The organism is Bacillus pumilus (genome assembly GCF_038738535.1).
Taxonomy (GTDB): Bacteria; Bacillota; Bacilli; order Bacillales; family Bacillaceae; genus Bacillus.
Genome location: NZ_CP046128.1, coordinates 455,694 through 481,173 on the forward strand (window position 1 = coordinate 455,694; position 25,480 = coordinate 481,173).

The 25,480-nt window shown below is 41.4% G+C and carries 22 protein-coding genes and 1 riboswitch; of the genes, 16 read left to right on the plus strand and 6 right to left on the minus strand.

Annotation, left to right across the window (positions count from 1 at the left end; translation table 11 throughout):
* Nucleotides 1-114: 114 nt before the first annotated feature.
* Nucleotides 115-789: a GntR family transcriptional regulator gene (locus GKC25_RS02185; RefSeq protein ID WP_034664015.1), complete on the minus strand. Its 675-nt coding sequence runs from the start codon at nt 787-789 to the stop codon at nt 115-117.
* 154 nt (nt 790-943) lie between these two features.
* Between GKC25_RS02185 and GKC25_RS02190 the strand changes: the two genes are divergently transcribed.
* The 15 genes from GKC25_RS02190 to GKC25_RS02260 all read left to right on the plus strand — a co-directional run bounded on the left by GKC25_RS02190 (nt 944) and on the right by GKC25_RS02260 (nt 20,521).
* Nucleotides 944-1,771: a helix-turn-helix domain-containing protein gene (locus GKC25_RS02190; protein WP_034664455.1), complete on the plus strand. Its 828-nt coding sequence runs from the start codon at nt 944-946 to the stop codon at nt 1,769-1,771.
* A complete protein-coding gene (locus GKC25_RS02195; RefSeq protein ID WP_095285978.1) occupies nt 1,761-2,693 on the plus strand; it encodes a DMT family transporter in 933 nt (310 codons plus the stop codon). Before GKC25_RS02190 ends, GKC25_RS02195 begins: the two co-directional genes overlap by 11 nt.
* 99 nt (nt 2,694-2,792) lie before the next feature.
* Nucleotides 2,793-3,848, plus strand: coding sequence for a tartrate dehydrogenase (locus GKC25_RS02200; protein WP_034664012.1), 1,056 nt, complete (start codon nt 2,793-2,795; stop codon nt 3,846-3,848).
* 72 nt (nt 3,849-3,920) lie between these two features.
* The gene (locus GKC25_RS02205; RefSeq protein WP_034664011.1) at nt 3,921-6,107 is read left to right on the plus strand and encodes a DNA topoisomerase III; all 2,187 of its coding nucleotides are present in this window, start codon (nt 3,921-3,923) and stop codon (nt 6,105-6,107) included.
* Nucleotides 6,108-6,304: 197 nt separating this feature from the next.
* Nucleotides 6,305-7,387, plus strand: a complete 1,083-nt coding sequence (locus GKC25_RS02210; RefSeq protein WP_034664009.1) for a glycosyl hydrolase family 8 — start codon at nt 6,305-6,307, stop codon at nt 7,385-7,387.
* Nucleotides 7,368-8,219 carry a GGDEF domain-containing protein gene (locus GKC25_RS02215; RefSeq protein ID WP_034664007.1) on the plus strand — a complete coding sequence of 284 codons (852 nt, stop codon included), beginning with the start codon at nt 7,368-7,370 and terminating at the stop codon, nt 8,217-8,219. The genes GKC25_RS02210 and GKC25_RS02215 overlap by 20 nt, the downstream gene beginning before the upstream one ends.
* Nucleotides 8,209-9,924 (plus strand): DUF2334 domain-containing protein, encoded by a 1,716-nt coding sequence (locus tag GKC25_RS02220; RefSeq protein ID WP_034664005.1) that lies wholly within the window; start codon nt 8,209-8,211, stop codon nt 9,922-9,924. The genes GKC25_RS02215 and GKC25_RS02220 overlap by 11 nt, the downstream gene beginning before the upstream one ends.
* A gap of 37 nt (nt 9,925-9,961) precedes the next feature.
* Nucleotides 9,962-11,185: a glycosyltransferase family 2 protein gene (locus GKC25_RS02225; RefSeq protein ID WP_425389370.1), complete on the plus strand. Its 1,224-nt coding sequence runs from the start codon at nt 9,962-9,964 to the stop codon at nt 11,183-11,185.
* A 4-nt stretch (nt 11,186-11,189) separates the two neighbouring features.
* Entirely contained in the window at nt 11,190-13,277 is a 2,088-nt protein-coding gene (locus GKC25_RS02230; RefSeq protein ID WP_034664000.1) for a cellulose biosynthesis cyclic di-GMP-binding regulatory protein BcsB, read from the plus strand.
* A gap of 69 nt (nt 13,278-13,346) precedes the next feature.
* Nucleotides 13,347-13,491, plus strand: a riboswitch (cyclic di-AMP (ydaO/yuaA leader).
* Between the two features lie 112 nt (nt 13,492-13,603).
* Nucleotides 13,604-15,430, plus strand: a complete 1,827-nt coding sequence (locus GKC25_RS02235) for an APC family permease (RefSeq protein ID WP_034663998.1) — start codon at nt 13,604-13,606, stop codon at nt 15,428-15,430.
* A gap of 70 nt (nt 15,431-15,500) precedes the next feature.
* Nucleotides 15,501-17,222: a pyruvate oxidase gene (locus tag GKC25_RS02240; RefSeq protein ID WP_034663997.1), complete on the plus strand. Its 1,722-nt coding sequence runs from the start codon at nt 15,501-15,503 to the stop codon at nt 17,220-17,222.
* 195 nt (nt 17,223-17,417) lie between these two features.
* Nucleotides 17,418-19,013, plus strand: coding sequence for a ribonuclease YeeF family protein (locus tag GKC25_RS02245; RefSeq protein ID WP_080869572.1), 1,596 nt, complete (start codon nt 17,418-17,420; stop codon nt 19,011-19,013).
* 14 nt (nt 19,014-19,027) lie between these two features.
* Nucleotides 19,028-19,537 (plus strand): hypothetical protein, encoded by a 510-nt coding sequence (locus GKC25_RS02250; protein WP_095286240.1) that lies wholly within the window; start codon nt 19,028-19,030, stop codon nt 19,535-19,537.
* Between the two features lie 221 nt (nt 19,538-19,758).
* The gene (locus GKC25_RS02255; RefSeq protein ID WP_034663991.1) at nt 19,759-20,205 is read left to right on the plus strand and encodes a toxin-antitoxin system YwqK family antitoxin; all 447 of its coding nucleotides are present in this window, start codon (nt 19,759-19,761) and stop codon (nt 20,203-20,205) included.
* A 91-nt stretch (nt 20,206-20,296) separates the two neighbouring features.
* Nucleotides 20,297-20,521, plus strand: a complete 225-nt coding sequence (locus GKC25_RS02260) for a hypothetical protein (RefSeq protein ID WP_342689896.1) — start codon at nt 20,297-20,299, stop codon at nt 20,519-20,521.
* 40 nt (nt 20,522-20,561) lie between these two features.
* On the opposite strand, the gene GKC25_RS02265 is transcribed toward GKC25_RS02260, so the two are convergent.
* The 4 genes from GKC25_RS02265 to GKC25_RS02280 form a co-directional block, all read right to left on the minus strand.
* Nucleotides 20,562-20,825 (minus strand): hypothetical protein, encoded by a 264-nt coding sequence (locus tag GKC25_RS02265; protein ID WP_034663988.1) that lies wholly within the window; start codon nt 20,823-20,825, stop codon nt 20,562-20,564.
* A gap of 98 nt (nt 20,826-20,923) precedes the next feature.
* Complete coding sequence (locus GKC25_RS02270; protein WP_095286238.1) at nt 20,924-21,493, minus strand: GNAT family N-acetyltransferase; 570 nt, start codon at nt 21,491-21,493, stop codon at nt 20,924-20,926.
* A 70-nt stretch (nt 21,494-21,563) separates the two neighbouring features.
* Nucleotides 21,564-22,841, minus strand: coding sequence for an Nramp family divalent metal transporter (locus GKC25_RS02275; RefSeq protein ID WP_034663985.1), 1,278 nt, complete (start codon nt 22,839-22,841; stop codon nt 21,564-21,566).
* A 223-nt stretch (nt 22,842-23,064) separates the two neighbouring features.
* Nucleotides 23,065-23,325, minus strand: a complete 261-nt coding sequence (locus GKC25_RS02280) for a GlsB/YeaQ/YmgE family stress response membrane protein (protein ID WP_034663984.1) — start codon at nt 23,323-23,325, stop codon at nt 23,065-23,067.
* Between the two features lie 157 nt (nt 23,326-23,482).
* Here GKC25_RS02280 and GKC25_RS02285 point away from each other — a divergent pair, with 157 nt between their 5' ends.
* On the plus strand, nt 23,483-24,313 hold the full coding sequence (locus tag GKC25_RS02285) for an EcsC family protein (RefSeq protein ID WP_095286236.1): 831 nt from the start codon (nt 23,483-23,485) through the stop codon (nt 24,311-24,313).
* 25 nt (nt 24,314-24,338) lie between these two features.
* On the opposite strand, the gene GKC25_RS02290 is transcribed toward GKC25_RS02285, so the two are convergent.
* Nucleotides 24,339-25,436 carry a DctP family TRAP transporter solute-binding subunit gene (locus GKC25_RS02290; RefSeq protein WP_034663982.1) on the minus strand — a complete coding sequence of 366 codons (1,098 nt, stop codon included), beginning with the start codon at nt 25,434-25,436 and terminating at the stop codon, nt 24,339-24,341.
* Nucleotides 25,437-25,480 lie beyond the last annotated feature (44 nt).

The following is a 25,480-nucleotide window of genomic DNA, read 5'->3' on the forward strand; positions in this document are numbered from 1 at the left end:
GCTAGTTTCTCATCTTCTAATATAAACGAAAGATCGTCTGGACATGCTGAAATCTACGAAAAATTCAAAATATGTTCATGTAATGCTTAAAAAATGGAAAAAAGGAAAAATCACTTAATCCTTATTTGTTTCAGAGAGTACTTGCTTTAAGTGCATCACATCATGTAACAAATGATTCGTCATCGCTTGAACGGCTTCTGTGGAGCGGCGCTCTTTCATTTCAGAATAAATGGCCGCATGCTCTTTTTGAATCGTCTCAGCACGCGCTCCGCCGCTAAAATGAAAGATACGGCAAAAATGAATGAGTGCATTCACATGATTCAATTGTTTACATAAGCGGTGATTGTGACTCGCTAGAATAATTTTTTGATGAAAGGCTTCATGTAACTGGACGATCTCTTTAGATGGCAGCTGCTGCTTGATTGCTTCGTCTGCCTGCGTGAGGACCTGCTCAATATCATCAAGCTCTCTTTGCGCGGCTTCCTTGCATGCAAGCTCAACAGCTAGCGTTTCTAGGGCGGTTCGAACTTGATAAAGCTCCTCGACATCTTTTTCCGTTAACGTATAGACAGAGTAGCCTGACCGATGATCAGCGATCAAGAGCTCATCTTTTTCTAAAAGCCTCATCGCCTCTCTAACCGGTGATCGGCTTACACCAAATTGTTTGGCAAGCTGTGTCTCATTGATGCGTTCCCCTGGCTGAAACTGCCCATCAAATATCATTTGCTTCAGCTGTTCATAAAATTGCATATGGTATGGTGCTGGTCTTTCCATCTCGAATGAATTCATCCCGTCATTCCCTCATTTACACATCATCTTTTGTCTCATGTTATCCAAGTTTTTCCCTCTAGGCAAGCCTGCATCGGAAAAGTCAATATCGTACAATTCAAGAGAAAAAGGGTGTGCTACACTAATGATCAGTTCAGTGAAAGAGGGGATCGACATGAAAACACAAGAAGAACGAACGGTACATTTTGATCAGGACTTGCAAATAGAGGCGTATCGCTTTCATGGCATCATGCAAAAGTTCCCGAATCATTTTCATACATACTATGTGATTGGATTTATTGAGGACGGTCAAAGACGTTTGATCTGCCAAAATGAAGAATACATCATTGAAAAGGGAGACATCCTTCTTTTCAATCCATATGACAATCACGCATGCGAGCAGATTGATCACAGGACACTAGATTATCGTTGTTTAAATATAGAAGCAGATGTCATAGAGAAAATGTTTCAGCACAAGCCGCATTTTAAAGCCCCTGTGTTTTCACAAAGTGAACTGACAAAGCCATTATATGATCTTCATCAAATGATCACAGAAGAAGCTCCAGCTTTGAATAAACAGGAAACGTTTTATTTCTTTATGAAGCAGCTGATTGAAGCCTATGCTGATACATCAGAGGAAAAAGCGTCAGCAGCGCATGCCGCCGAACAGAAAGTCCAAGATGTACAGCAATATATTGAAACATACCGCACGGAAAATATATCGTTGGACGACTTAGGAGAGCTTGTGTCCATGAACAAATACTCTCTTCTGCGTGCTTTTACAAAGTACAGAGGGATCACGCCATATCGTTATTTACAGACAGTGAGAGTGAATTATGCGAAAGAACTTCTCTCACGAGGAGTAAAGCCTGTAGATGCGGCAGTCTCCGCTGGTTTTTCTGATCAAAGTCACTTGAGTCATTTCTTTTCAGAATTTATTGGGCTCACCCCAGGGCAATATCAGCAAATTTTTGCAAAGCAGGTAACAGCAGATGAAAAATAAACAGCTGCTTGGTCATCTAGCGGTCATGTTCACTATTTTTCTATGGGGCTCGACCTTTATCTCAACCAAAATATTGTTAACGGCTTTTTCTCCAACAGAAATATTATTTTTTCGCTTTTTTATTGGATATCTGGCTCTGATGATGATCTACCCGGTCACCATGAAGGTGCAGCGTAAAAAGCATGAAGCGATGTTTGCGCTCGCAGGATTATGCGGTGTGGTCTTATACTATTTTTTAGAAAATGTCGCACTCACCTATACGTTCGCTTCGAATGCAGGTGTCATCAGCTCAGTTGTACCATTCTTCTCATTTTTATTGGCTTATTTTTTATTGAAAGATGAGCCTTTGCACCGCCGGTTTTTCATAGGCTTTTTCATCGCGATGACAGGAATTGTACTGATTAGCTTTAATGGAATGACGACGTTCCAATTGAATCCAATCGGTGATGCGCTAGCATTAACGGCGACCATTGTCTGGGCCTTCTATTCTATTTTATCGAAAATGATCAACCAATATGGATACCATATCATTCAAGTGACGAGGCGTGTCTTTTTTTACGGCTTGCTTTGGATGCTTCCCCTGATCTGGTATTTTAAGATTCGTTTAGACTGGGAGCGATTGACGAACCCGTCGTTTGCCTTTCACTTGCTGTTTTTAGGCCTGTTCGCATCTGCCATTTGTTTTCTAACATGGAGCTTTTCGGTGAAAACGCTCGGTGTGGTGAAATCGAGTGTGTATATTTATGGCGTTCCTATTATTACAATGGTCATTTCAATGATCGTTCTTCATGAGAGATTGACCCTCATGTCTGTACTTGGAACGGCACTGACCTTAGGAGGACTGCTGCTTTCAGATAAAAAAGATGCGGGGAGGAAGAAACAGAAACCCTCGATGCTTTTCCAGGATAAACAGGCGCTTTGATCAAAAAAGCGTCTTTTGTCCATTGAAAGAACGTGGACGGTCTAGTAAACTCAAGCTTAAGTGGTCGACGGTCGACCGATAATGAAGGGGGAAAAATGAATGAAGCATGTTTCAATTGCGGCGATACCAGGTGACGGGGTTGGGAAGGAAGTTGTACCTGAAGCGATACGAGTATTGAAAGCGGTATCAGAATTACATGGCGGTCTGTCTTTTACCTTTCAGGATTTTCCGTGGAGCTGTGAATATTATTTAGAGCATGGCGAGATGATGCCAAAGGATGGATTGAATCAATTGAAAGCCTTTGACAGTATTTTCTTAGGGGCTGTCGGAGATGCCAATTTAGTGCCGGATCACGTATCGCTTTGGGGACTGCTTATTAAGATTAGGCGGGAATTTGAACAGGTGATAAACGTCAGACCTGCAAAACAGCTGAGCGGCATTCGCTCACCGCTTACGCAGCCAAAGGATTTCGATCTTCTAGTTGTCAGAGAAAACGGTGAAGGTGAATATAGTGAAATTGGAGGCCGTATTTATCAAGGGGAAGATCAGCTTGCTGTTCAAAATGCGGTGTTCTCAAGAAAAGGGACAGAGCGTGCGATGCGTTTTGCCTTTCAATTAGCAGAAAAAAGGCGAAAGCATGTGACGAGTGCAACAAAATCAAATGGCATCGTTCATACCATGCCTTTTTGGGATGAAGTGTTTCAAGACGTAGCAAAGGATTATCCAGAGGTGGCAGCAGACTCTCAGCACATTGATGCGCTCTCAGCCTTTTTTGTAACAAGACCAGAAAAATTCGATGTGATTGTGGCCAGTAATTTGTTTGGTGATATTTTGACAGATCTTGGGGCAGCCATTATGGGAAGTATTGGCGTAGCGCCTGCCGCCAACATCAATGTAAATGGCGAGTACCCATCCATGTTTGAGCCTGTACACGGATCAGCCCCAGACATTGCAGGAAAAGGAATCGCCAACCCAATCGGTCAAATTTGGACTGCTAAGCTGATGCTTGATCATTTCGGAGAAGAAGAGCTGGGTACGCACCTTCTCAGCACCATCGAATCAGTCACAGCAGACGGCTTTTTAACAGCGGACATCGGCGGATCCTATCAAACACAAGAAGTCACAAACGAAATCATCAAACGATTGAAGAAATAATCCGTCATTAGAACCGCATCTCCACGTCTGCTATAATAAAAGGATGGATAGAAGAAAGAGATGTGAAATCTAGTGTCAAAAACAGTTGTATTAGCAGAGAAACCTTCAGTAGGACGTGACCTTGCGCGTGTGCTGAAGTGTCATAAAAAAGGAAATGGTTTTTTAGAAGGAGATCAATACATTGTGACATGGGCGCTTGGCCATTTGGTCACACTGGCTGATCCAGATGGCTACGGAAAAGAATTTCAATCCTGGCGTTTAGAGGATTTACCAATCATTCCAGAGCCGCTTAAGCTTGTGGTGATGAAAAAGACAGGAAAACAATTCCAAGCAGTGAAAGCGCAGCTTGCGAGAAAAGATGTCAAAGACATTGTCATTGCAACAGATGCTGGACGTGAAGGGGAGCTTGTCGCAAGATGGATTCTTGAAAAAGCACATGTGAAAAAGCCCTTGAAACGACTATGGATCTCATCTGTCACGGACAAAGCCATTCAAGAAGGCTTCAAACGATTAAAAGACGGCAGAGAATACGATAACCTGTATCGCTCAGCAGTTGCACGTGCAGAAGCAGACTGGATTGTCGGCATCAACGCAACAAGAGCGCTGACAACCAAGTTCAATGCACAGCTTTCCTGCGGACGGGTGCAAACACCAACGATTGCCATGATCGCCAAACGAGAAGAAGACATTCAGCAATTTCAGCCGAAGCCGTTCTATGGATTGACTGCACAAGTAGATGGACTGACTTTGACCTGGCAGGATGCTAAAACAAAGCAAAACCGTACCTTCCAAGAGAATGTGATCAAAGAGCGCGTGGCAGCATGCGAAGGAAAACCAGCAGTGGTTGATGCGTTGAAAAAAACAGCGAAAAAAGCTTTTGCGCCGGGCCTGTACGATCTGACTGAATTGCAGCGTGATGCGCATAAACGCTATGGCTTCTCAGCAAAAGAAACATTATCTACACTTCAGCGATTGTATGAGCAGCATAAGCTCGTGACATATCCACGTACAGATTCAAGGTTTATTTCAGCGGATATCGTTCCCACATTAAAAGACCGATTAAAAGGAATGAACGTCAGACCATACGCGCAGCATGTGAACCGGATTTTACAATCAGGTGTAAAAGCGCACAAAGGCTTCGTCAATGATGCAAAAGTGTCAGATCACCATGCGATCATTCCAACCGAGGAAGAGCTGTATCCAGGTGCATTAAGTGATAAAGAGCGTAAATTATATGACCTTATTGCCAAACGATTCCTTGCGGTACTCATGAATCCTTTTGAGTACGAAGAAACAACGGTTATCGCCAAAATAGGCAGTGAAACGTTCACAGCAAAAGGGAAAATCGTGCAATCAGCTGGCTGGAAAGCCGTGTACGATGATTCCTATGAAGAAGAGGAATCAGCCGAGGTGGATCAACATTTGCCGCTGCTTTCAGAAGGACAGTCACTAGACGTACGACAGCTGAAAGAAACAAGAGGAGAAACGAAACCTCCTGCACGTTTTAATGAAGCGACCCTATTATCTGCCATGGAAAACCCAGCGGCATTTATGCAGAAAGAGGAAAAAGACTTAGTGAAAACCCTTGGTGAAACAGGTGGTCTAGGGACAGTAGCAACAAGAGCAGATATTATTGAAAAGCTGTTCAATAGCTTCCTAATCGAGAAAAAGGGCAAAGACATCTTCATCACATCGAAAGGAAAGCAGCTGCTCTCTTTAGTGCCTGAAGACTTAAAGTCTCCTGCGTTAACAGCGGAATGGGAACAAAAGCTTTCTAAAATCGCAAAAGGGCAATTGAAAGCTTCTCAATTCATGAGTGAAATGAAATTATATGCGAAACAAGCCGTATCTGAAATCAAACAGACGAACCAGACCTTTAAGCATGACAATGTCACTGGCACCCATTGCCCAGACTGCGGAAAACTGATGCTGAAAGTGAATGGAAAACATGGAACGATGCTTGTTTGCCAGGACCGGGAATGCGGCCATCGTAAAAATGTGGCGAAGAAAACAAACGCACGCTGCCCGAACTGTCATAAAAAGCTCGAGCTGCGCGGAGAAGGCGATGGCAAAATCTTTGCTTGTGTGTGCGGCCATAGAGAAAAACTGTCTGTCTTCGAAAAACGCAAATCTCAATCCAATCAAAAGAAAGCCAGTAAGCACGATGTGTCTAAATATTTGAAGAAACAAAAGAAAGTGGAAGAACCAATTAATAATGCACTAGCTGAACAATTAAAGAAACTAAAATTAGATCAATAGTTGTGTAAAAACCCGTGCGGAAACGCATGGGTTTTTCAGTGTTCTCAAGCATATCGACATATTGTTTTTCTGAAAATGGGAATAAATATGCGAAAAGACTCGTAATTTGGTATAAAATATTTATTTAAATTTAAACAAAAACGCTCTATAATAAATCGTTAGATGCTTAGAGAACGGGGAGTTGAAAGGGGACACGAATGCATACACGCATATATCGTACAGCAATTGTTTTACTCATTGTCATTCTACTAGGCGGATGTACCTGGAAGCAGCAGAAAGAATCAGCTGATCCAGTATCGCCACAGCCTGTATTGCCTGGAGAATATTTTATCACTCACCACTTAATGACAGATCAAGGCTTGATTCGTACCTCTTTTGCAGAGCAGCACATCTACTTATCTGAATCACTCGGACTTTGGATGGATTATCTTGTTCGAAAAAAAGATCAAAATTTATTTGACCAACAGTTGGGTGTTCTACAAGATCAATTTTTACTAGACCATCATCTTCTCAGCTGGCAAATTGAATCTGAGCAAAAAAGTAAGGCCAATGCTTTAGTTGATGATTTACGTGTAGTGGCGGCACTTCAAAAGGCAAATCGTTTGTGGAAGAAGTCAGCGTATCAAACGACAGCAAAAGAAATCGCTCAAGCGTTAAAAGAAAAAAACATGTTCAAAGGCATATTGTCCGATTATTATGATGCATCAACAAATCGAACTTCACACACAATCACACTCTCTTATATAGACCCAAAAGCAATCAAAGAATTGGAATCCCTCAAAATATTCACGAAACAAATGACCAGTAACCAATTAGCCATTCTAAAACAAGCACCGAGAAAAAAAGGATTCTTTCCTAAATCCTATGACATAAAGAAAAAAACCTATTCGTTTGATCGAGAAATCAATATGATCGATCAACTCTATACGGCTCTACATGCCCATCATGCAAAGGTTAATACGTCTGCGATCATGAAATGGCTTAAAACGACTTTTAAACAAGAAGGAAAACTGTACGGGAGATATAAGCTGAGCACATTGCAGCCATCTGTGACGTATGAATCGCCTTCGGTATATGCACTTGTCCTATTGTATGCCCTTAAACAAAACGAGCTTGAATTTGCAAAGGCTGTTTATCACCGCATGAAAGAATTACAAACCCAAGATCCTCTCAAGCCTTATTACGGAGGATATATGAACGAAAAAGACACACACTCATTTGATAACTTATTGCCTCTGATTGCAGAAAGGGAGCTTCTAAATGAATCGGTTGTTCAGTAACACGTATCGCTTGTACTATTCTCTGCTCCTCACGTTTGCAGGCCTTATTTTGTTTATGGGCTATCTCAACGTACAAGATGCGGAGAGCTTTATGATCATCGCACTGACATTTGTCGTGTTAGGCTGCGGTATTTTATTTGGTATCCTACCAGCATTAATTTTCACCTTGCTTATTTTGTTCTTTATAGGAAGCGCCATGTTCTTTACAGAGTTTGGTCATGAAAATCCCCTTTTTTCAAATCAAACATTGCAAGATGTAGTGATTTGGGGCGTAGCACTTCTTTTTTTTGCTATTTCAGCGGGAAGCTTGCATGAACGGATCAAGATGCTGCGTCACACCATTGAACAACAAAAGCAGGCCATCAAACAATTTGTGGCGATTGATTCGACAACAGGATTTGACAATGCTGAGCGGATGAAGCTCGAATTGTCCGAGGAAATGAAACGGGCAGAACGGTACAAACAGCCATTTGTCTTTATTCTTCTTCATATGAATTACGCAGCGGAATTCAAATCGTTATATGGAGAAAAAGAAATGCAGCACCTATTTCAGCAATTAAGTCTCAAGATCCGCGAAAGCGTAAGAGAAACCGATAAGAAATTTCGATTATCCGAAGATCGAATGGGCTTGCTGCTAACTCACACACCAGAAGAAAACGTGTCAGTTGTCCTTGATAAGCTAAAGAATAAACTGCAACCGCATGTCCTGTTAAACGGTCGTGAAGTGACCTTGACATTTCTTGTCTGTCATTTAACAAGCAGCTCGGATTATCGAACGCCAGAGCAATTTTTAGAAGAACTAGAAAAAGAGATGATGATGAATGAACTTTAATTCTTTGATGAAATGTTGTTTGATGATCGCGCTTTTTTCGATTCTTTCGTTTAAACACATGGCTTCAGCCGATGCTCTTGTCACGCAGCCAAATACCCTGATCGTTTATTCCACACAATCGGATGAAGTGACTCCAGCCGTTCATATGCTGGATCTACTCGCCGGTCATTTTTCTAAACAGACGACGATTGTATCCGATGAACATTTGGCTGAAAAGAGGATCAATGAATTTCAGCAAGTCATTTATCTCGGTGAAATAAAGAGAACCTTGCCAAAACAAACCATTCGTGCGATGAACGAATCACAGCAGGTCATCGCCATTGGATACAATGCGGAACAGCTTCGCCCATTCTCCAAGCTTACTTTTCACAAACAAGATCATACCAGTCAAATGAAACATACACATGATCAGACATACCGTCAGCTAGAGAGAAGTATCAGTGCGTTAACGGTTCGAGGGGCAGCCCTGCATAGTGAACTTTTATTGAAGAATCATCAAGCTGATCTGCCATTTGTGATTCAAACAAAAGAAGGTGCGGCATATATCGGAATCTTAGATGTCGTGCAGCACAACAAAATTCTTGCAGAAGTGCTAGAAAAATACATGCCTTCTTCTGTGCAAATGACGACAAAATACTTAATGCTCGGGAACATCAGTCCAGCAAGTGACGAGAAGAAGCTGCTTGAACTTGGACAATACGTATCCGCACGGCATATTCCTTTTCAGATCGCAGTGACTCCTGTTTGGATGGATCGAGAAACAGGTGATGAAGTCACACTGAGTGACCGCCCGAAGCTCGTGAATGTGTTAAAACAATTGCAAGGCAATGGAGCGAGTATCATTCTTCATGGCTTTAGCCGTACGTATCGAACGGAGGAATCTGGTCAGAGCTTTGAGTTCTGGGATGCAAAGTATGATCAGTCCATCACGTCAAATGATCCCAAAAAAACTGAGAAGAAACGGAGTAAAAGTCAGTTCCCAAATGAAAAAGACTTTAATGCTTATACCAGATCGAATCAGCAGCAAGAAACCGCCTATACAGAAGAAAAACTGACAAAGGGCATCGAGCTTCTTGCCCAGCAAGGTCTATATCCTCTTGCGTTCGAGGTGCCGCATGATGCCATATCTCAACAAGGTTATGAAGTGATTTCAAGGCATGTGTCAAGTCTATTTGGACAGGTGCAGCTGTCAGACCGCACTTGGAAAACAGTCGGTGCACCGCCGCTGGTGACGTCTCCTGCCATGTTACATGGAATGACCCTATATCCTCAGCGACCAGTAGAGACAGCGTCTGACCAAGAAGATTCAAATGTTTTAACTGAACAGACGATTCAATCCATGCAGCATCTTCAATCAGCCGCAATCGGACTGTCCTATGATGTAGAATCAGGAATAGCCGGATTACAGGAGCTGATAACACAGATGGAGGCAATCCCTTCTAGTGAATGGCTGGATTTAAAGAAAACAAAACAGACGGTCCAAACTGCACATGTAAAAATCCAAACATCAGGGAATGGACATATTCAAGTAGAGCAATCCGACATAGCCGAAACAAAAACAGTCAAACGAAGCGGCATAGAAAATATGCTGCGAATTCTTACAGTCGTGGTGATGCTATTTATTGCGGCATTTGCTTTATACACATTGTATTTAAGACTGACAATGAAAAAACGAATTTTTAAGGAGAGAAAATTAGGTGGCTGATGTCTTATTTTATCTTTCATTACTACTGATTTGGACTATGCTCCTATACCACATGTTTCTCATGCAGGGCGGCTTTCAGCATTACCTCACCTATGAAAAAGTGCTGCCTAAATGGACAAAACAAAGGAAAGAGCTGCCAACCGTCAGTATCCTGATTCCTGCTCATAATGAAGAAATTGTCATTCGGCAGACGTTAAAAGCGATGGTCCAGCTATCTTATCCTAAACACCTCCTTGAAATCATTGTGATTAATGACAATTCCTCTGATCGCACAGGAGATATTGTGCAATCATTCAGTGAGCAATATGATCATGTCCATATGATTGAAACGAAGCCGCCATTTGCAGGGAAGGGAAAATCTACTGCACTGAATGAAGGATTGAAGGCTTCGACAGGAGAAGTGATTTGCGTATACGATGCAGATAACATGCCGGAACAAAAGGCTGTCTATCATTTGGTTCTTGGGTTATTGAATGATCCAAAAGCAGGCGCCGTTGTCGGGAAATTCAGAGTGATCAATGCAGCCCAAAATTTGCTGACCAAATTTATTAATATTGAGACCATCTGCTTCCAATGGATGGCGCAGGGCGGGAGATGGAAGTGGTTTGGGATTGCGACAATACCAGGCACCAACTTCGCCATCCGCCGGCACATTTTAGAAGAACTCGGCGGCTGGGATGTCCAAGCTTTGGCCGAGGACACCGAATTAACGATCCGTGTGTATAACCTTGGGTATGTGATTCGATTTTTCCCAGCTGCGATCACATGGGAACAAGAGCCTGAGACATGGAAGGTCTGGTGGCGGCAAAGAACGCGCTGGGCTAGAGGTAATCAATATGTTGTACTCAAATTTTTAAGACAGTTTATGAAGCTGAAACGAAAACGAATGATTTTCGATTTGTTTTATTTCTTCTTTACGTATTTCTTATTTTTCTTCGGTGTTCTGCTCTCAAATGGCATCTTTATTGTGAACCTATTTGTTGACCTTCACTTATCTGTAGGGACTGTCGCACTGATCCTGTGGGGATTAGCCTTCTTCCTCTTTCTAACAGAAGTGATGATTACATTAAGTATTGAGAAAACAGAGCTCACCAAACAAAACATTCTCATTGTGGTCCTCATGTACTTCACCTATTCTCAAGTATGGATTGCGCTTGTCGTGTACTCCTTATGTGTAGAGGTGAAGAGCCGATTATTGAAACAAGAAGTGAAATGGTACAAAACGGAGCGTTACGATCAACAACAAAAGAAAAGCGGGTGACAAATTGAAATCGGTCAAATGGATGATTTTTATATTAGCGCTATCCCTTGCTATTCAGCCTTTTTTCATGGCAAGTCAAGCAATGGCGCAATCCAATCGAGTACAAGTGAAAGACGATTGGGTTCGCTCATCAAAAGGAAGTCAAACAGAAACGCAGCATCTATCAGAAGATGTGGTGACTTTGTATGGACAAGAAGACCGCACTGAATTTTCCTATCAAATGGAGAAAGAAAAAGTAGAGTCTAGCACTCTTACATTAAATATAGAGGCTTCACCATTACTCATTTCGCCATCGTCTTTCACAGTGATGATCGATGGAGAGATTGAAAAGACAATCCCTGTATCAGGGAAAAACCAAAAAAAATCGATTCAAATCAAATTGAACAAAGCGCAATTGAAAAAAGGATCTCATCAAATTCAGCTCGCATTTTATGGTGTGTTAAAAGAAGGTGTGTGTATCAACCAAGAGACACCTGCCAATTGGCTGAAAGTATATCCTGAAAGTGAGCTGGCGTTCAAAGGAGCTCAAACGAAAGACGTGACGTTAGACAGCTTCCCTTCACCTTTTATTCCATCAGGTGAGCAGAAAGAACAAACAGATATTGTGATTCCAAATACACCGGAAGCGGCTGAATTAGAAGCGGCTATGAAAATCTATCGTACGTTGAAAAACAAAGACCGTCTAGCAGACCTCAAACTCGTTCAAGAAAAGGACCTCAAGCAAATTGCGCATCCAACCATTGCTGTGGGAGCAAAAGGAAGCTGGAAAGGACGAATGAAATCAATCGAGCAAGCGGCTGGAATTAAAACAGAAAGCAATCAACTTACGTTAGCGGTGAGAACCCTGACAGCAAAGAAAAAAGAACAGCCCATTTTATTTGTCTCTGCTAAGCAGCCAAAGACAATTGCTGAAAAAATCAGTGTCCTGACTCAACCTGAACTGACGGGTCAGCTCACTGGTACCGACCTGCTGCTGCAAAAGGTGACAGCTAATGCTTCTAAGCCATCGCATCATATTCGTTTAATAGATTTTGGCGGAGATGATGTCACAGTTGGAACCAAAAAGACGGCATCTGATCACTACTATTATCCGAAAGCATTAATCGCTCAACAAAAATCAGGTGCAAAACTAAATCTATCATTTAAAAAATCGGATCCAGCGAACAAAGCGGAACGTCTAACAGTGATGATCAATAACGAACCGTACGACATACCGTTAACAAAACTATTAAACAAAGATGAGAATGGATTCTATCATGTGTCCATTCCAGTAGACTCGCAAGTGCTTCAAAAGAACGAGTATGTTGACTTGCAATTTGTCACAACGGGTTTTAAAAGCATGGAATCGTGCAGACATACGGATGAAGAAGGCTGGATTTACATTGACAAGAACAGCTCTCTTCAAATACCAGAAGGAACAAATAGTGATACACCGGATTTAGCCGCATGGCCGCTTCCTTACACTTCAAAAACACAGCAAGGAAACACATTGATCATCATGCCAGATCAAATCAAGCAAGCAACGATCAATCAAATGGCGATGCTGACAGAATCATTTAGTCAGCCGGAAGCTGCTCAATATCATTTGATCAAAGCATCGAATGTGACAAATGAACAATTGAAAAAGAACTCTCTCATTTTCATCGGGGGCATCCAGACATTCTCTCTTTTAAAAGAAAAAGCAGACGATCTCATCGTTCCAGCGAAAAAGGGTCAATATGATGTATCCTCATTTGGCATGATCAACGAAACCACAGCTCGTATTGTATGGACGCAGCCATCTGTATGGAATAAAGAACAAACAATGACCGTTTTTGCAGGAATGACGGCAGCTGACGCTGATGTTTCAAATGATATGATACGTTTCCTTCAAACAAATACGGAGACCGCAACAGTTGCAATAGAAAGCAAAAACAAAGAGATGTTCTCTAATCATCAAACAGTCACCAGCACAACAAATGATCTGAAAAAAGGTGAAAAGCAAGGCGATGGTGAGTCTTGGATTTACTTTGCGTGTATCGCTGTACTGATCATTTTTGTGGTGATGATGATTGTTTATTTCGTACGAAAAAATCGCAAAAAAACTGAGTGATAAACGGTCAAAAGACCTTGAAAAAATCTCTTTACTTTGGTGTCAAACGGGAGTATGATCTCTTTTATAAAAGACCAATCGCTGAATCATTTCGATGAGCGGGGGAACCAATTGTGGTGGAAAGCACCACGTGGGGTGAATCCTTTTTAGGTAGGGCAAAGTCTCATGCGCCCGAATCCGTCAGCTAACCTCGTAAGCGTTAAAGAGAGCAAAGACCAACCTGTGATCTAAACAATAGGCACAGGGGCATTCTATTGCCTCTGTGTCTTTTTGGCGATCCATCTTTTGTAATTTAAATCGTTTGACACTAAAGGAGCGGGCATCACATGTACAGTTTGATGAAGCGTATTTTAATTGGTAAACCATTAAAATCACAGGCAGCAGGAGAACAAAAACTATCAAAAATCAAAGCGTTGGCATTATTGTCATCAGACGCATTGTCATCAGTTGCATACGGTACAGAACAAATTTTAATTGTTCTTTCCGTGGTTAGTGCAGCAGCATTTTGGTACTCACTCCCGATTGCAGGTTGCGTATTAATTCTTTTAATGGCGTTAATTCTATCTTACCGCCAGATCATTTATGCTTATCCAGAAGGCGGAGGGGCATATGTTGTCTCTAGCAGAAACCTAGGTGAAAAACCAGGATTGATCGCTGGTGGGTCATTGCTTGTAGACTATATTTTGACTGTAGCAGTGAGCATATCAGCGGGTACTGATGCCATCACATCGGCTTTTCCAGCACTATATCCATATCATGTTTTGATCTCAATTGTATTGGTCATCGTGATTATGGTGCTCAACCTTCGTGGATTGACAGAATCGGCATCTATCCTGGCTTATCCTGTATACTTGTTTGTATTTTCACTCCTTATCTTAATTGGAGTAGGTGGCTTCAAATTATTAACAGGAGGCGTACCGCCAGCACCTGAGCATGCAGCGGTAGGCACACACGTACAAGGCATTACATTATTTCTGTTATTAAAAGCTTTTTCATCTGGCTGTTCTGCTCTGACTGGAGTAGAAGCCATTTCAAATACCATTCCATCCTTTAAAAAACCAGCTGCTCAAAATGCAGCAAGAACATTATTGATGATGGGTGGATTACTAGCCGTTTTATTTGTGGGGGTCACATTGCTTGCATTTGGTTTTGGCATCTCACCAAAGCCAGAAGAAACGGTTGTATCACAAATTGCATCAGACACTTTTGGACGTACGTTTTTCTATTACGTGATTCAGGCTGTCACAGCGCTAATCTTAATATTAGCGGCAAATACCGGCTTTTCAGCCTTTCCTTTATTGGCTGTCAATTTAGCAAAGGATAAATATATGCCGCGTATGTTTACTGTAAGAGGAGACCGGCTTGGTTACTCCAATGGCATTATCTTTTTAGGCGTAGCCTCTATGCTGCTCATTTGGTTGTTTGATGGGAAAACAGAACACCTCATCCCGCTATATGCTGTCGGTGTGTTCATTCCATTTACCCTGTCGCAGACCGGCATGTGTGTGAAGTGGATTCGAGAAAAACCGCAGGGCTGGAAAACGAAAATGCCAATCAATATAGTCGGAGCACTGATTTCTTTTACAGTTTTCATGATACTCATTTTGACCAAGTTCCATCTCGTATGGCCAGTATTTGTTTTCATGCCTATTGTTCTATTTATCTTTCATTCCATTAAAAAGCATTACCTGTCTGTTGGAGAACAACTGCGTTTATTGAATGAAACAGAGCCTGTTGAGATTAAAGGGAATGTGGTCATCGTACCGATAGCAGGTGTAACACGTGTCGTCGAACAATCTGTCCAATATGCAAGGTCTTTGTCAGATCAAGTCATAGCGGTTCATGTATCCTTTGATAAAGAAAAGGATAAGAAAATTGAAGAGGATTGGGAAAAACTAAACAGCGGTGTACGGCTTGTGATGCTGCATTCTTCCTATCGAAGCCTCATTCACCCGCTTGATAAATTTCTTGAAACCATTGAGGCAAAAGCAAATGCGCATCAATATAAAGTGATGGTGCTCGTGCCTCAATTTATCCCGAAAAAAAGATGGCACACCATTTTGCATAATCAATCTGCCTTTTTATTAAGATTCCGCCTTTTATGGAAGCGTGATATTGTGGTGGCGACCCTCCCATATCATTTTAAAAAGTAGCAAAAGCAAGTTGAAACGTTTGATTAAAAGGATGCGGTGGTATGGAGTAAGAAAAAAGGAGTTTTCTCACATGCCGCAAAGAACCGCAGGAAAAGAAGTAACAGCGCTACTGGAAGAGTGGGGCGTGAAACATATTTATGGAATGCCCGGCGACAGCATAAACGAATTGATTGAAGAACTTAGGCATGAATCAAGCCAAATACAATTTATACAAACGAGACATGAAGAAGTGGCAGCACTTTCAGCGGCGGCTGATGCCAAACTAACAGGTAAACTCGGTGTCTGCTTATCAATCGCTGGACCGGGTGCTGTCCACTTATTAAATGGACTATATGATGCAAAAGCAGATGGTGCACCAGTTTTAGCAATTGCAGGACAGGTTGCTTCGGCCGAAGTAGGAAGAGACGCATTCCAAGAAATCAAATTAGAGCGGATGTTTGATGATGTCGCTGTCTTTAATCAGCAGGTACAGACGGCAGAAGCGCTGCCTGACTTATTGAATCAAGCCATCAAAGCAGCTTATACCCATAAAGGTGTGGCAGTTCTCACCGTATCGGATGACTTATTTTCTCAAAAAATTAAGCGTAAACCCATTTATACATCTCCTCTTTATGTTGAGGGAGAAGTACGGCCAAAGAAAGATCAACTGCTAAAGGCAGCTCAGCTGATTAACAATGCGAAGAAGCCAGTCATCTTAGCAGGTAAAGGATTAAGAAATGCAAAAGAAGAGCTTCTTTCATTTGCAGAAAAGGCAGCTGCTCCTATCGTCATCACACTCCCTGCAAAAGGGGTTGTGCCAGACAGGCATCCATACTTTTTAGGTAACCTAGGTCAAATTGGAACGAAGCCGGCATATGAAGCGATGGAAGAATGTGATCTCTTAATTATGCTTGGAACCTCCTTTCCATATAGAGACTACTTACCAGAGGACACGCCAGCCATTCAACTGGATATTAAACCAGATCAAATCGGTAAAAGATATCCAGTAGATGTGGGAATCGTGAGCGACAGCAAGAGTGGTTTGCATGAACTGACTTCCTACATTGAATATAAAGAGCAGCGTGGTTTTCTTGAAGCTTGTACAGAGCATATGATGAAGTGGCGAGAAGAAATGGATAAGGAAAAATCCGTTGCTACTTCACCGATTAAACCACAGCAAGTCATTGCTAGATTAGAAGAAGCAGTCGAAGACGACGCTATTCTTTCAGTTGATGTTGGTAATGTGACGGTCTGGATGGCACGTCATTTCGAAATGAAACAGCAGGATTTCATTATCTCCAGCTGGCTTGCCACAATGGGCTGTGGTTTACCTGGTGCGATTTCGGCTAAGTTAAATGAACCGAACCGACAAGCCATTGCTGTCTGTGGTGATGGAGGCTTCACAATGGTCATGCAAGACTTTGTGACAGCTGTAAAATATAAGCTCCCGATCGTTGTCGTGATCTTAAACAACAACAATTTAGGAATGATTGAATATGAGCAACAGGTAAAAGGAAACATGAATTATGGTATAGAGCTGGAGGATATTGATTTTGCTAAGTTTGCAGAAGCATGTGGCGGCAAAGGAATCTCTGTGTCATCACATGAAGAATTAGCGCCAGCCTTTGATACAGCCCTTCAATCTGATAAACCAGTCATTATTGATGTCACTGTCGCCAATGAACCCCCGTTACCTGGAAAAATCACGTACACCCAAGCAGCAGGCTTCAGTAAATATTTATTGAAAAAATTCTTTGAAAAAGGTGAGCTGGATATCCCTCCACTCAAGAAAAGCCTCAAACGCTTTTTCTAAACACAAGGTAGTCGGTCTTCTGAAAAGAAGGCTGACTTTTTTTTGTGATGATTAGGGAAATCATTTCAATTGTCACTTGCCTTCATCTCTATTAAAATATTTGGAAATTAATTTTGTAACTTAAAGCCTATTTTTCCAATTCGATGAGAAAGGTAAAATAGACTTTATGATCAATAATGGAGGGAGTGACTTCTTCTGGGCAAGATACTTGATGCAAAAGCACTAACAAGTGCCACGGACACAAGGGCAAAACACTACCAGGAACTCCGCGAACAAATGGTAGATTTAAAAAAGACACTTCAAGGCATGGCAAACCTCGGTGATGATTTCACTGGAAAAGGCGCCGACAACATTAAAAGCTTTTATAAAGAGCTGGCTGGAAATGTAGACATGTTTATCAGCTTCATTGATAAGCAAAAGGCCTTTCATGAAGGTGTTTCTGGGACACTCGATGATACAAACTTTGGCGGCGATACCTTCGTAGAAGAACACTTTTTAGACAACGCAGTACATATGGGCATCAAAAATGCCAAAAGCATTGTAAAGGATCAAAAAAAGGCACTCAAAACGATTTTTCAAGACATCGACGACCTCATTTCTCTAGAGGTATTTGACAGCAAAACCTTTGATGAAAAAATTGCAAATGCAGAAGATGAACGAAAAAAGACAGTAAAAGACCTAAGAGAGCTTGATCAAAATTTAAAAGATGAATATGCTTTGTCAGAAACGGAGCAGCAAGCTACAATGGCATTGTACGCGGAAATGATGAATGCCACAAATGACGGAAAAGCGATTTCGCCTATGAATTTTGACAAGAAAGCGTATCAAAATAGCGAAATCTACAAGGCAAAAAGCGATATTGAGAAGCAAACTGCTGAATATCTCAAAATTAAAAAAGAACAAGAAGAAGCTAGAGAAATCGCAAAGGAACAAGAAGCACTCGCCAACCGCCCTTGGTATGAAAAAGCACTTGATTATGGTGGAAATATCGTGAATGAACTGACTGGTGTAAACGATGCAAAACGCGCCGCAACGGGCGTTGACCCGGTCACAGGCGAAGAACTTACCGCAGGACAGCGCGTCGCCGCAGGCGGCATGGCAGCAGCAGGTTATATCCCAATCGTCGGTTGGGCAGGCCGCATTTTCAAAGGCGGGAAAGCCGTTTATAAAACAACTCAAGCCACCTCGGCCGCAGTCAGAGCAGTCGATATTTACAAGACATCGCAAAAGTCTTTTGACGCCCTAAAAACATCCCAAAAAGGCTTATATGGCCTCACCGCCACCAACGGCTTCAGCGAAGCGATTACGGGGCGAGATATGTTTGGAAATAAGGTCTCGAAAGAACAGCAGGAAGCGAGCATGAACGCAGCGCTTGGAATGCTTTTGCCGTTTGGGGCGAAAGGGTTTCATGGGAAGATGGGGGTTAAAAGTACTGCTAAAAATGTAGATAATGGTACAGTGTGGAGGAATATAAAAGTTACTCAACCACTTTATGAAGGTACAAAAATCCCAAAATCTTTTGAATTAGCAACAGCAGATGGAAAGTTCTGGGTGCATCCAAATGGAACAAAACATATGGTTGAGTATATAACAAGAGATGCTACTACACATGGTATGCCGATAAATAGTCAAACTTTATTGTCGAGTTTCCAAAGCTCTGTTAACAATGCTGCTAAGCAAGGAATTAAATATGAAGAAATTATGAAGGTAGGTAATTGGGAATTAATATTTAGTAAACCCCGGGGAGACGGATTACTACCAGTAATAAAGCATGCTGTGTATATGCCTTAAAAGGAGAAATGATGATGTTAAAAGTAATAGATTATAAAGACAGCCAACCTATAAACATTGAATATGATCTTTATACACCGATTAATATAGAATTTGGTAGTTGGAATATATCAAAAGAGCCAACGATATATTGGAGAACTGGAGATTTAAAGAAATCTTTAATTGAAATAGGTTTAGGGAAATATACAGGTAATATTCGTTCAATTACACTAACGTTAAGTGAAAATGTACACAAAATGGAAAGTTTGAAATTAGATATGGGAGATATAAATATGGTTAAAGGTGTACCGAGTTTTCAGATAGAAGAATCTAATGATAATACCTATATAGACGAAAAAGGTAAATTAGACGTATATATAGGGAAGGATAGGGTATTAATTTCATTCTCAGAAAATGATGCAGTGTCTATTTTACAAAATGATACAGTAGGATTTGTTTTGGATAAAGAAGAAGTAGTTTGTGGTATTATCATAAGTGGTATGTTAGAACATGAAAAGAAAACATTAGAAGATGCATTGAATTAAAGTATTATGAAATACAAAAACCTTGATGGCTAAATGTCTTTAAAGGTTTTTTGTGTTGATCGAAGTTTAGAAAATTATTTGATAGTGATGAATATGGTGAAAGAATTTTTAATTATCAAGAAAGTGCTAGAAGCCACCTCATGATCAAGTGAAAACGGATTATATAATTATTTATAGCTGTTTTTTGTTTTGTCCAAACTTAGAAACTGAAAGGGTTTTTAATATTGAATGATATATTGACAAAGAAGTTAGTTATAGAAAGTGGTATTGAGTTTGAAAAGTCTCTAGAGTATGGGGGACCCTACGAACTAGCGATTGTAGAATATACTCAAGGAGGGAAAGAAAAACTATTTACTGGACTAGCCTATGATATGTACGAAAACGGACATATTGAAAGTTATTTCTATGTAGAGAAAGGTATTAAACAGGGGAAGTATGTGGAGTTTTACTCAAATGGCAGTGTGAAAAAAATAGGGTATATGAGGAAGAACGCTACAGAGGGATATCAAGTTGAGTTTTTTGAGAATGGAAATAAAAAGTATGAATGTGAATGTATTGCTGGCCGAGAGATGACTTACATAAAATATGATAAAGAGGGTAATGTGAAAGAGCATAAGGCAGAACCTAGTGAATCAGATTTAATATATGCTGAAAAATTCAATGATTGATCAATGGTCACATGAATTATCAGTTAAAAAAGCTTAAAATGAGAAGAAATCAAGTAGAAATCATTACAAATTGAAAAGGAGAATAAAAACCATGCTATGGATCCTCACACAAAACCAACAAACTCTGATTCATGTCCAAGAAGTCTCAGTAAGCGGCAAAAAAATTGAAGGGATGATCTTGGGAAGTACTTCTTGGGCAAAGATGCTCGGCAAGTATGACTCAAATGATCGCGCAGCCGAGATTCTTCAAGACATGATGAAGACGATTGAAAAACATCCAAATGCCACGATTACATACCGAATGCCACTTCAATAAAAAAGAAACCACCTTTTCATCGCGAAAAGGTGGTTTTTGTTTAGGATGGTGTTTTTCCAAAGGCTAAGAATAAAGGGATGCCTGTGCCGACAAGGGTTGTGGCAAATAGGAACATACCGCAAATAAATAGAAAATGGCTGGCTGAAAAGACGAGTGCCAGAATGAGAAAAACGATGCTGAGTCCTACCATGCTATAGGATGGGACAAAGCGGCGTTTGTAGGTGGCTTTTTTTGTTAGGAATGAGAAGAAAATACCAAATACCAAAGGGACAATCCATAAGTAAAATAAAATAATAAGAGACATACATCATACCTCGATTTTTCCTTCTATTTTATCAGATGCCGATCACAACGGATACTACAAAGCTTCACTTTATAAAATAATTCATGCAATCGACACAATTAAGTGGGCTGATTCATCGAATACGTTTTTTGTTTCATATATTCAGGCTGTAAAAGGGCGTACACACAATGATCGGTAAAGCGATTGCCCAGCCATTCACATTGCCTTAATATTCCCTCAAGCGAAAAGGATAATCTCTCTGCAATGCGTCTGCTTTTCTGATTGTCGACAGCAGCCCTAATCTCAATACGGTGCAGTCCGCACTCTTCAAATAAATAGCGAATGACCGCTTTGCAGGCTTTTGTCATGGTGCCTTTTCCTTGATAGCCTTCTCCGAGCCAATAGCCGATTGAAACGGTCCTATTGATCCAATGAATTTGATGGGTGCCAATGATGCCGACGAGTTCTCCATGTGACCAGATGCCCGCTTGAAAACCGTTGTTCTGCATCGCTTGCTGCATGGCGCTTTGGATAAACGCCATACTGTCTTCCTCTGTCTGCGTTGAATCCACCCAAAGCATCCATTCACGTAAATACTCTCTCGACCGCTGAATGAGCAAATACAGACTTCTTGCGTCTCTTGGCTCAAGCAGCCGCATGGATATCTCTTGATCCTGATAAACAAACATGAACCCACATCCTCTCAGGGGAATTCTACCATAACCAAATGGAAAGAAAAAGACAGCTCAACACTGTCTTTTACATAAACGTATCTACAATTAAGAAAAGATTAAGTGCTACAACAAGAGCTGCTATCACCCAAGATATTCCTGTCACCCAGCGGGCATTCGTTAATTCGCCCATAATTCGCTTTTTACTTGTAAATAAAATGAGCGGAATTAAAGCAAAGGCAATACCAAAGGATAAGACGACCTGACTCATCACAAGCGCGGAGGTCGGGTTCACCCCAGATGCAATGATCGCAATAGGGGGAATGATGGTAATCAGCCGGCGGACATATAGCGGGATTCGGTATTGAATAAAGCCCTGCATAATGATATCGCCTGACAGTGTACCAACAGAAGAGCTGGATAGTCCGGCTACAAGCAGACCTACACCAAATAAGATGGCTGATACAGGCCCTGCGAGTGTACCAAAATGCTGAAACGCAACATCCAGATCTTCAACAAAGAGACCATTTTTATAAAATAAAGCGGCTGCCACAATCAACATGCTGGCATTGATGGCCCCGGCGACTATCATGGCAATGAGGATATCTAAAAACTCAAAGCGGAAAATCTGCTTTTTCTCCTTTTCCGTTCTGCCGACGACTCTTCTTTGGGTTAAAGCTGAATGTAAGTAGATTGCGTGAGGCATCACAGTAGCACCTAAAATTCCAGCTGCAAGCAGCACGCTGTCTGCGCCATCAAATTTTGGAATGAAAAGTCCGCCAGCGACACTTGCGATATCTGGTTTGGCGACAAAGGTTTGCACAGCGAAAGCGATCACGACAACGAACAGCATGCCTGTAATACCTGCTTCTAATGCTCGATAGCCTCGTCTTTGCAGCTCTAATATCGCAAATGAACCGATAGCGGCGATAATAGATGCTTCAAGCAGAGGGATTCGAAAAAGCAAGTATAAACCAAGTGCCGCCCCGATAAACTCAGCTAAATCCGTGGCAATAATGACGAGCTCTCCCTGAATCCATAAACCGATTGAAACGGGTTTTGGAAACTCTTCACGTGCGATTTCAGGTAAGTTTTTACCTGTCGCGATTCCAAGCTTTGCGGATAAGGACTGGATGAGCAAAGCCATGAGATTTGATATGAGAATGACCCATAAAAGGAGATATCCGTATTTGGAGCCAGCCGCAATGTTGGTGGCGAAATTTCCTGGATCAATATATGCAATGGCTGCGATAAAAGCAGGGCCGAGAAAAGGAAGGAGCCTTCTAAATCCTTTGACCTTTCCTTCAAGTGCACGTTCAGCTGCCGCTGACATGTGTGCCTGTGCCTCAATGTATTTGTTTGTCATATGTCATCACCTAGATTCTACAAAGTTTTGCTTTGGCACAAAAAGTTTCCTTGATGCAATTTTTAATCATCATATGCCCATCTTCATGAAAAGTCAACTATCTGAACTAATAGGTTTGTTTATCATATGTAAGTGAAAAAAATAGATACCTTGTCAATCCATCACATAAAAAACACCGCCTCTTAGACGGTGTCCCTACTGCTTCCTCTGTTATTCGTTTTCTTTAAGATACCCTTGATCCCACACTGCGGAAGATCAGGCTTAAGATAATGACAAAGATCGCTGCTCCTAAGATTGCTGGAAAGATCGCAAAGCCTGCCAGACTAGGACCCCACGTTCCAAGTAATCCATGACCAATCCAAGCACCTGCAAGCCCGGCAATCATTGAACCGATCCATCCTCCTGGTACACTGCCTCCAGCGAGTGCACTGCCAATAAGGCCGATGACAATCGCCACAACTAATGAAATCAGAAATCCTAACATGTTGATCACTCCTCTTTTTGTTTGTGTATTAAGCAATAACCGTTTTGAAAAAGTTTCAAACCTTTCGAAACCGCTTCAATGTTCTATACGTATGATGGACAAGGATTGTGTATAATAACAAACAAATACTTGAGCGGCATCTAAGGAGGCAAATGGCATGGAGGAAAAAGAGTGGCTAAAAGCACAATTAAAGGAGATTGAACAGTGGGAGAAAGACCAGCAAAAGGTATGGTTTTGGGAGAAACTCAGCCGCCTTCCATTTCAAATGCTGGACAAGCTGACGCCTGCCTTTATTCAGAAAAAAATCGGTGTGCTGCTTGATGAAATGGGGCATTACATTCAATCAGGCGGTGCCTATTTGACATCAGAAAAAGGCATCATCCATCAATTTCAAAAGAAATGTGCTGATGATTCCATTCAGCGCATAGAAGATATTGAAAAAGCTCCTATTGAAATCATGGATGCCATTAGTGAACATATGGGGAAAAACAGGACGAACCTCGCCACGGTACAAGGTGCGACAACTGGTGTCGGCGGTATGTTTACGCTGGCAGCAGATATTCCTGCGGTACTGGGTCTCTCCCTTAAAACATTACAGGATATTGCCGTCACCTATGGCTATGATCCTAAAAACAAGAAAGAGCGGGTCTTCATCATTAAATGCTTACAGCTGAACTCTGCTGATGTGGTTGGGAAGAAATCTATATTAAAAGAGCTGAGGAGCTATCAAGCTTCAGAAGGAAAGCACGAAAACATGATTTCCCAAATCCAAGGGTGGCGTGAAGTGGTGTATAATTACCGGGATTCGTTTGGCTGGAAGAAGCTGTTTCAGCTTGTTCCCATAGCAGGCATTTTGTTTGGCGCAGTTTCCAACCGCTCACAACTAAAAGGTATTGCCGAAACAGGCATGATGCAATACCGAAAGCGAAGAATTGTCACAAGATTAGAAGAGCTCACGCAGCAAGAACAGAGTGAATCTGGTGCATAAAAAATCCCTTTCTCAAAGGGATTTTTTATTTGGTCTCATCCTCATCTTGAAAAGCATGGATAGGAGAATGTTCATAACGCGCACGCAGCTCGCGAATCTGTTTGATTAGGGTGGAACCAATGGTTTTTTCGGCTTCCTCATACAAAGGATCGAGGGCTTTCACCCATTTTTGTCTTTCTGCTGGCGTCAATTCATGAATGGCAATCGGCGATTCCCGTTTAATGTCCTCCAGCTGATCTTTGTTCATCTGTTCTGCATGTTTTTCATTCCAAGCTGTTGTTTCTTCCATGGCTTCAAGTAAAATTCGTTTCGTTTCAGGTGTCTGGCGTTCAAAGAAGGATTGATCTGTTAAGACCACATAGCCCAAATACCCGTGATTACTGATCGTCATATAGTCTTGTATATGATAGAATTTTTTTGAATAAATATTTGAAATGGTATTTTCTTCACCGTCTACTTTTTTTGTCTCTAATAGCTGGAACGTTGAATTAAACGATTCCTGATAGGGCTTTGCGCCAAGAAGTTTGAATTGTTTTTCAATCATATCGCTTTGCATAATGCGGAGAGATTGGTTTTTTAAATCACCAGGCTGTTTGATTGGACCTTTATTAGAGGTGATTTGCTTAAAGCCATTTGTCCAATAGGCCATTCCCTTTAGCCCGTCTTTTTGCAGGGTGCCAAACAATCTTTGTCCAATTGCACCGTGTAGGCCTTCTTGAACCGCATCATAATTAGAAAAAGCAAAGGGAAGGTCAAGAGCCAGCCACTCAGGGGACAGCATGCCGAGCTTCGAGGTAGACGGGGCAATAAATTGAACTTGATTCTCTTTGAGTGCATTAATTTCTTCTATATCAGAATAAAGACTCCCGTTGGAGAAAATTTGAATGCTGATCTTCCCATCAGATTTTTCGTGCACAAGCTCAGCAAATTTCTTTGCGGCAAGTCCTTTTGGTGTATTATCTGCCACGACATGGCTAAATTTGAACACAAGCTGATCCTTCAGCCCTGTCTGTTCATCATCAAAGGTCGTCGCTGATTTTGGCATCATATGATAAAAACCAAAGTATAAAGCGGTTACAAAACCGATTATGAGCAATAGTGTATAGGCGAGTAAATTCTTCATGCGTCCGATCCCCCTTATGTCAAGCATACTTGACCGAGGAAGAA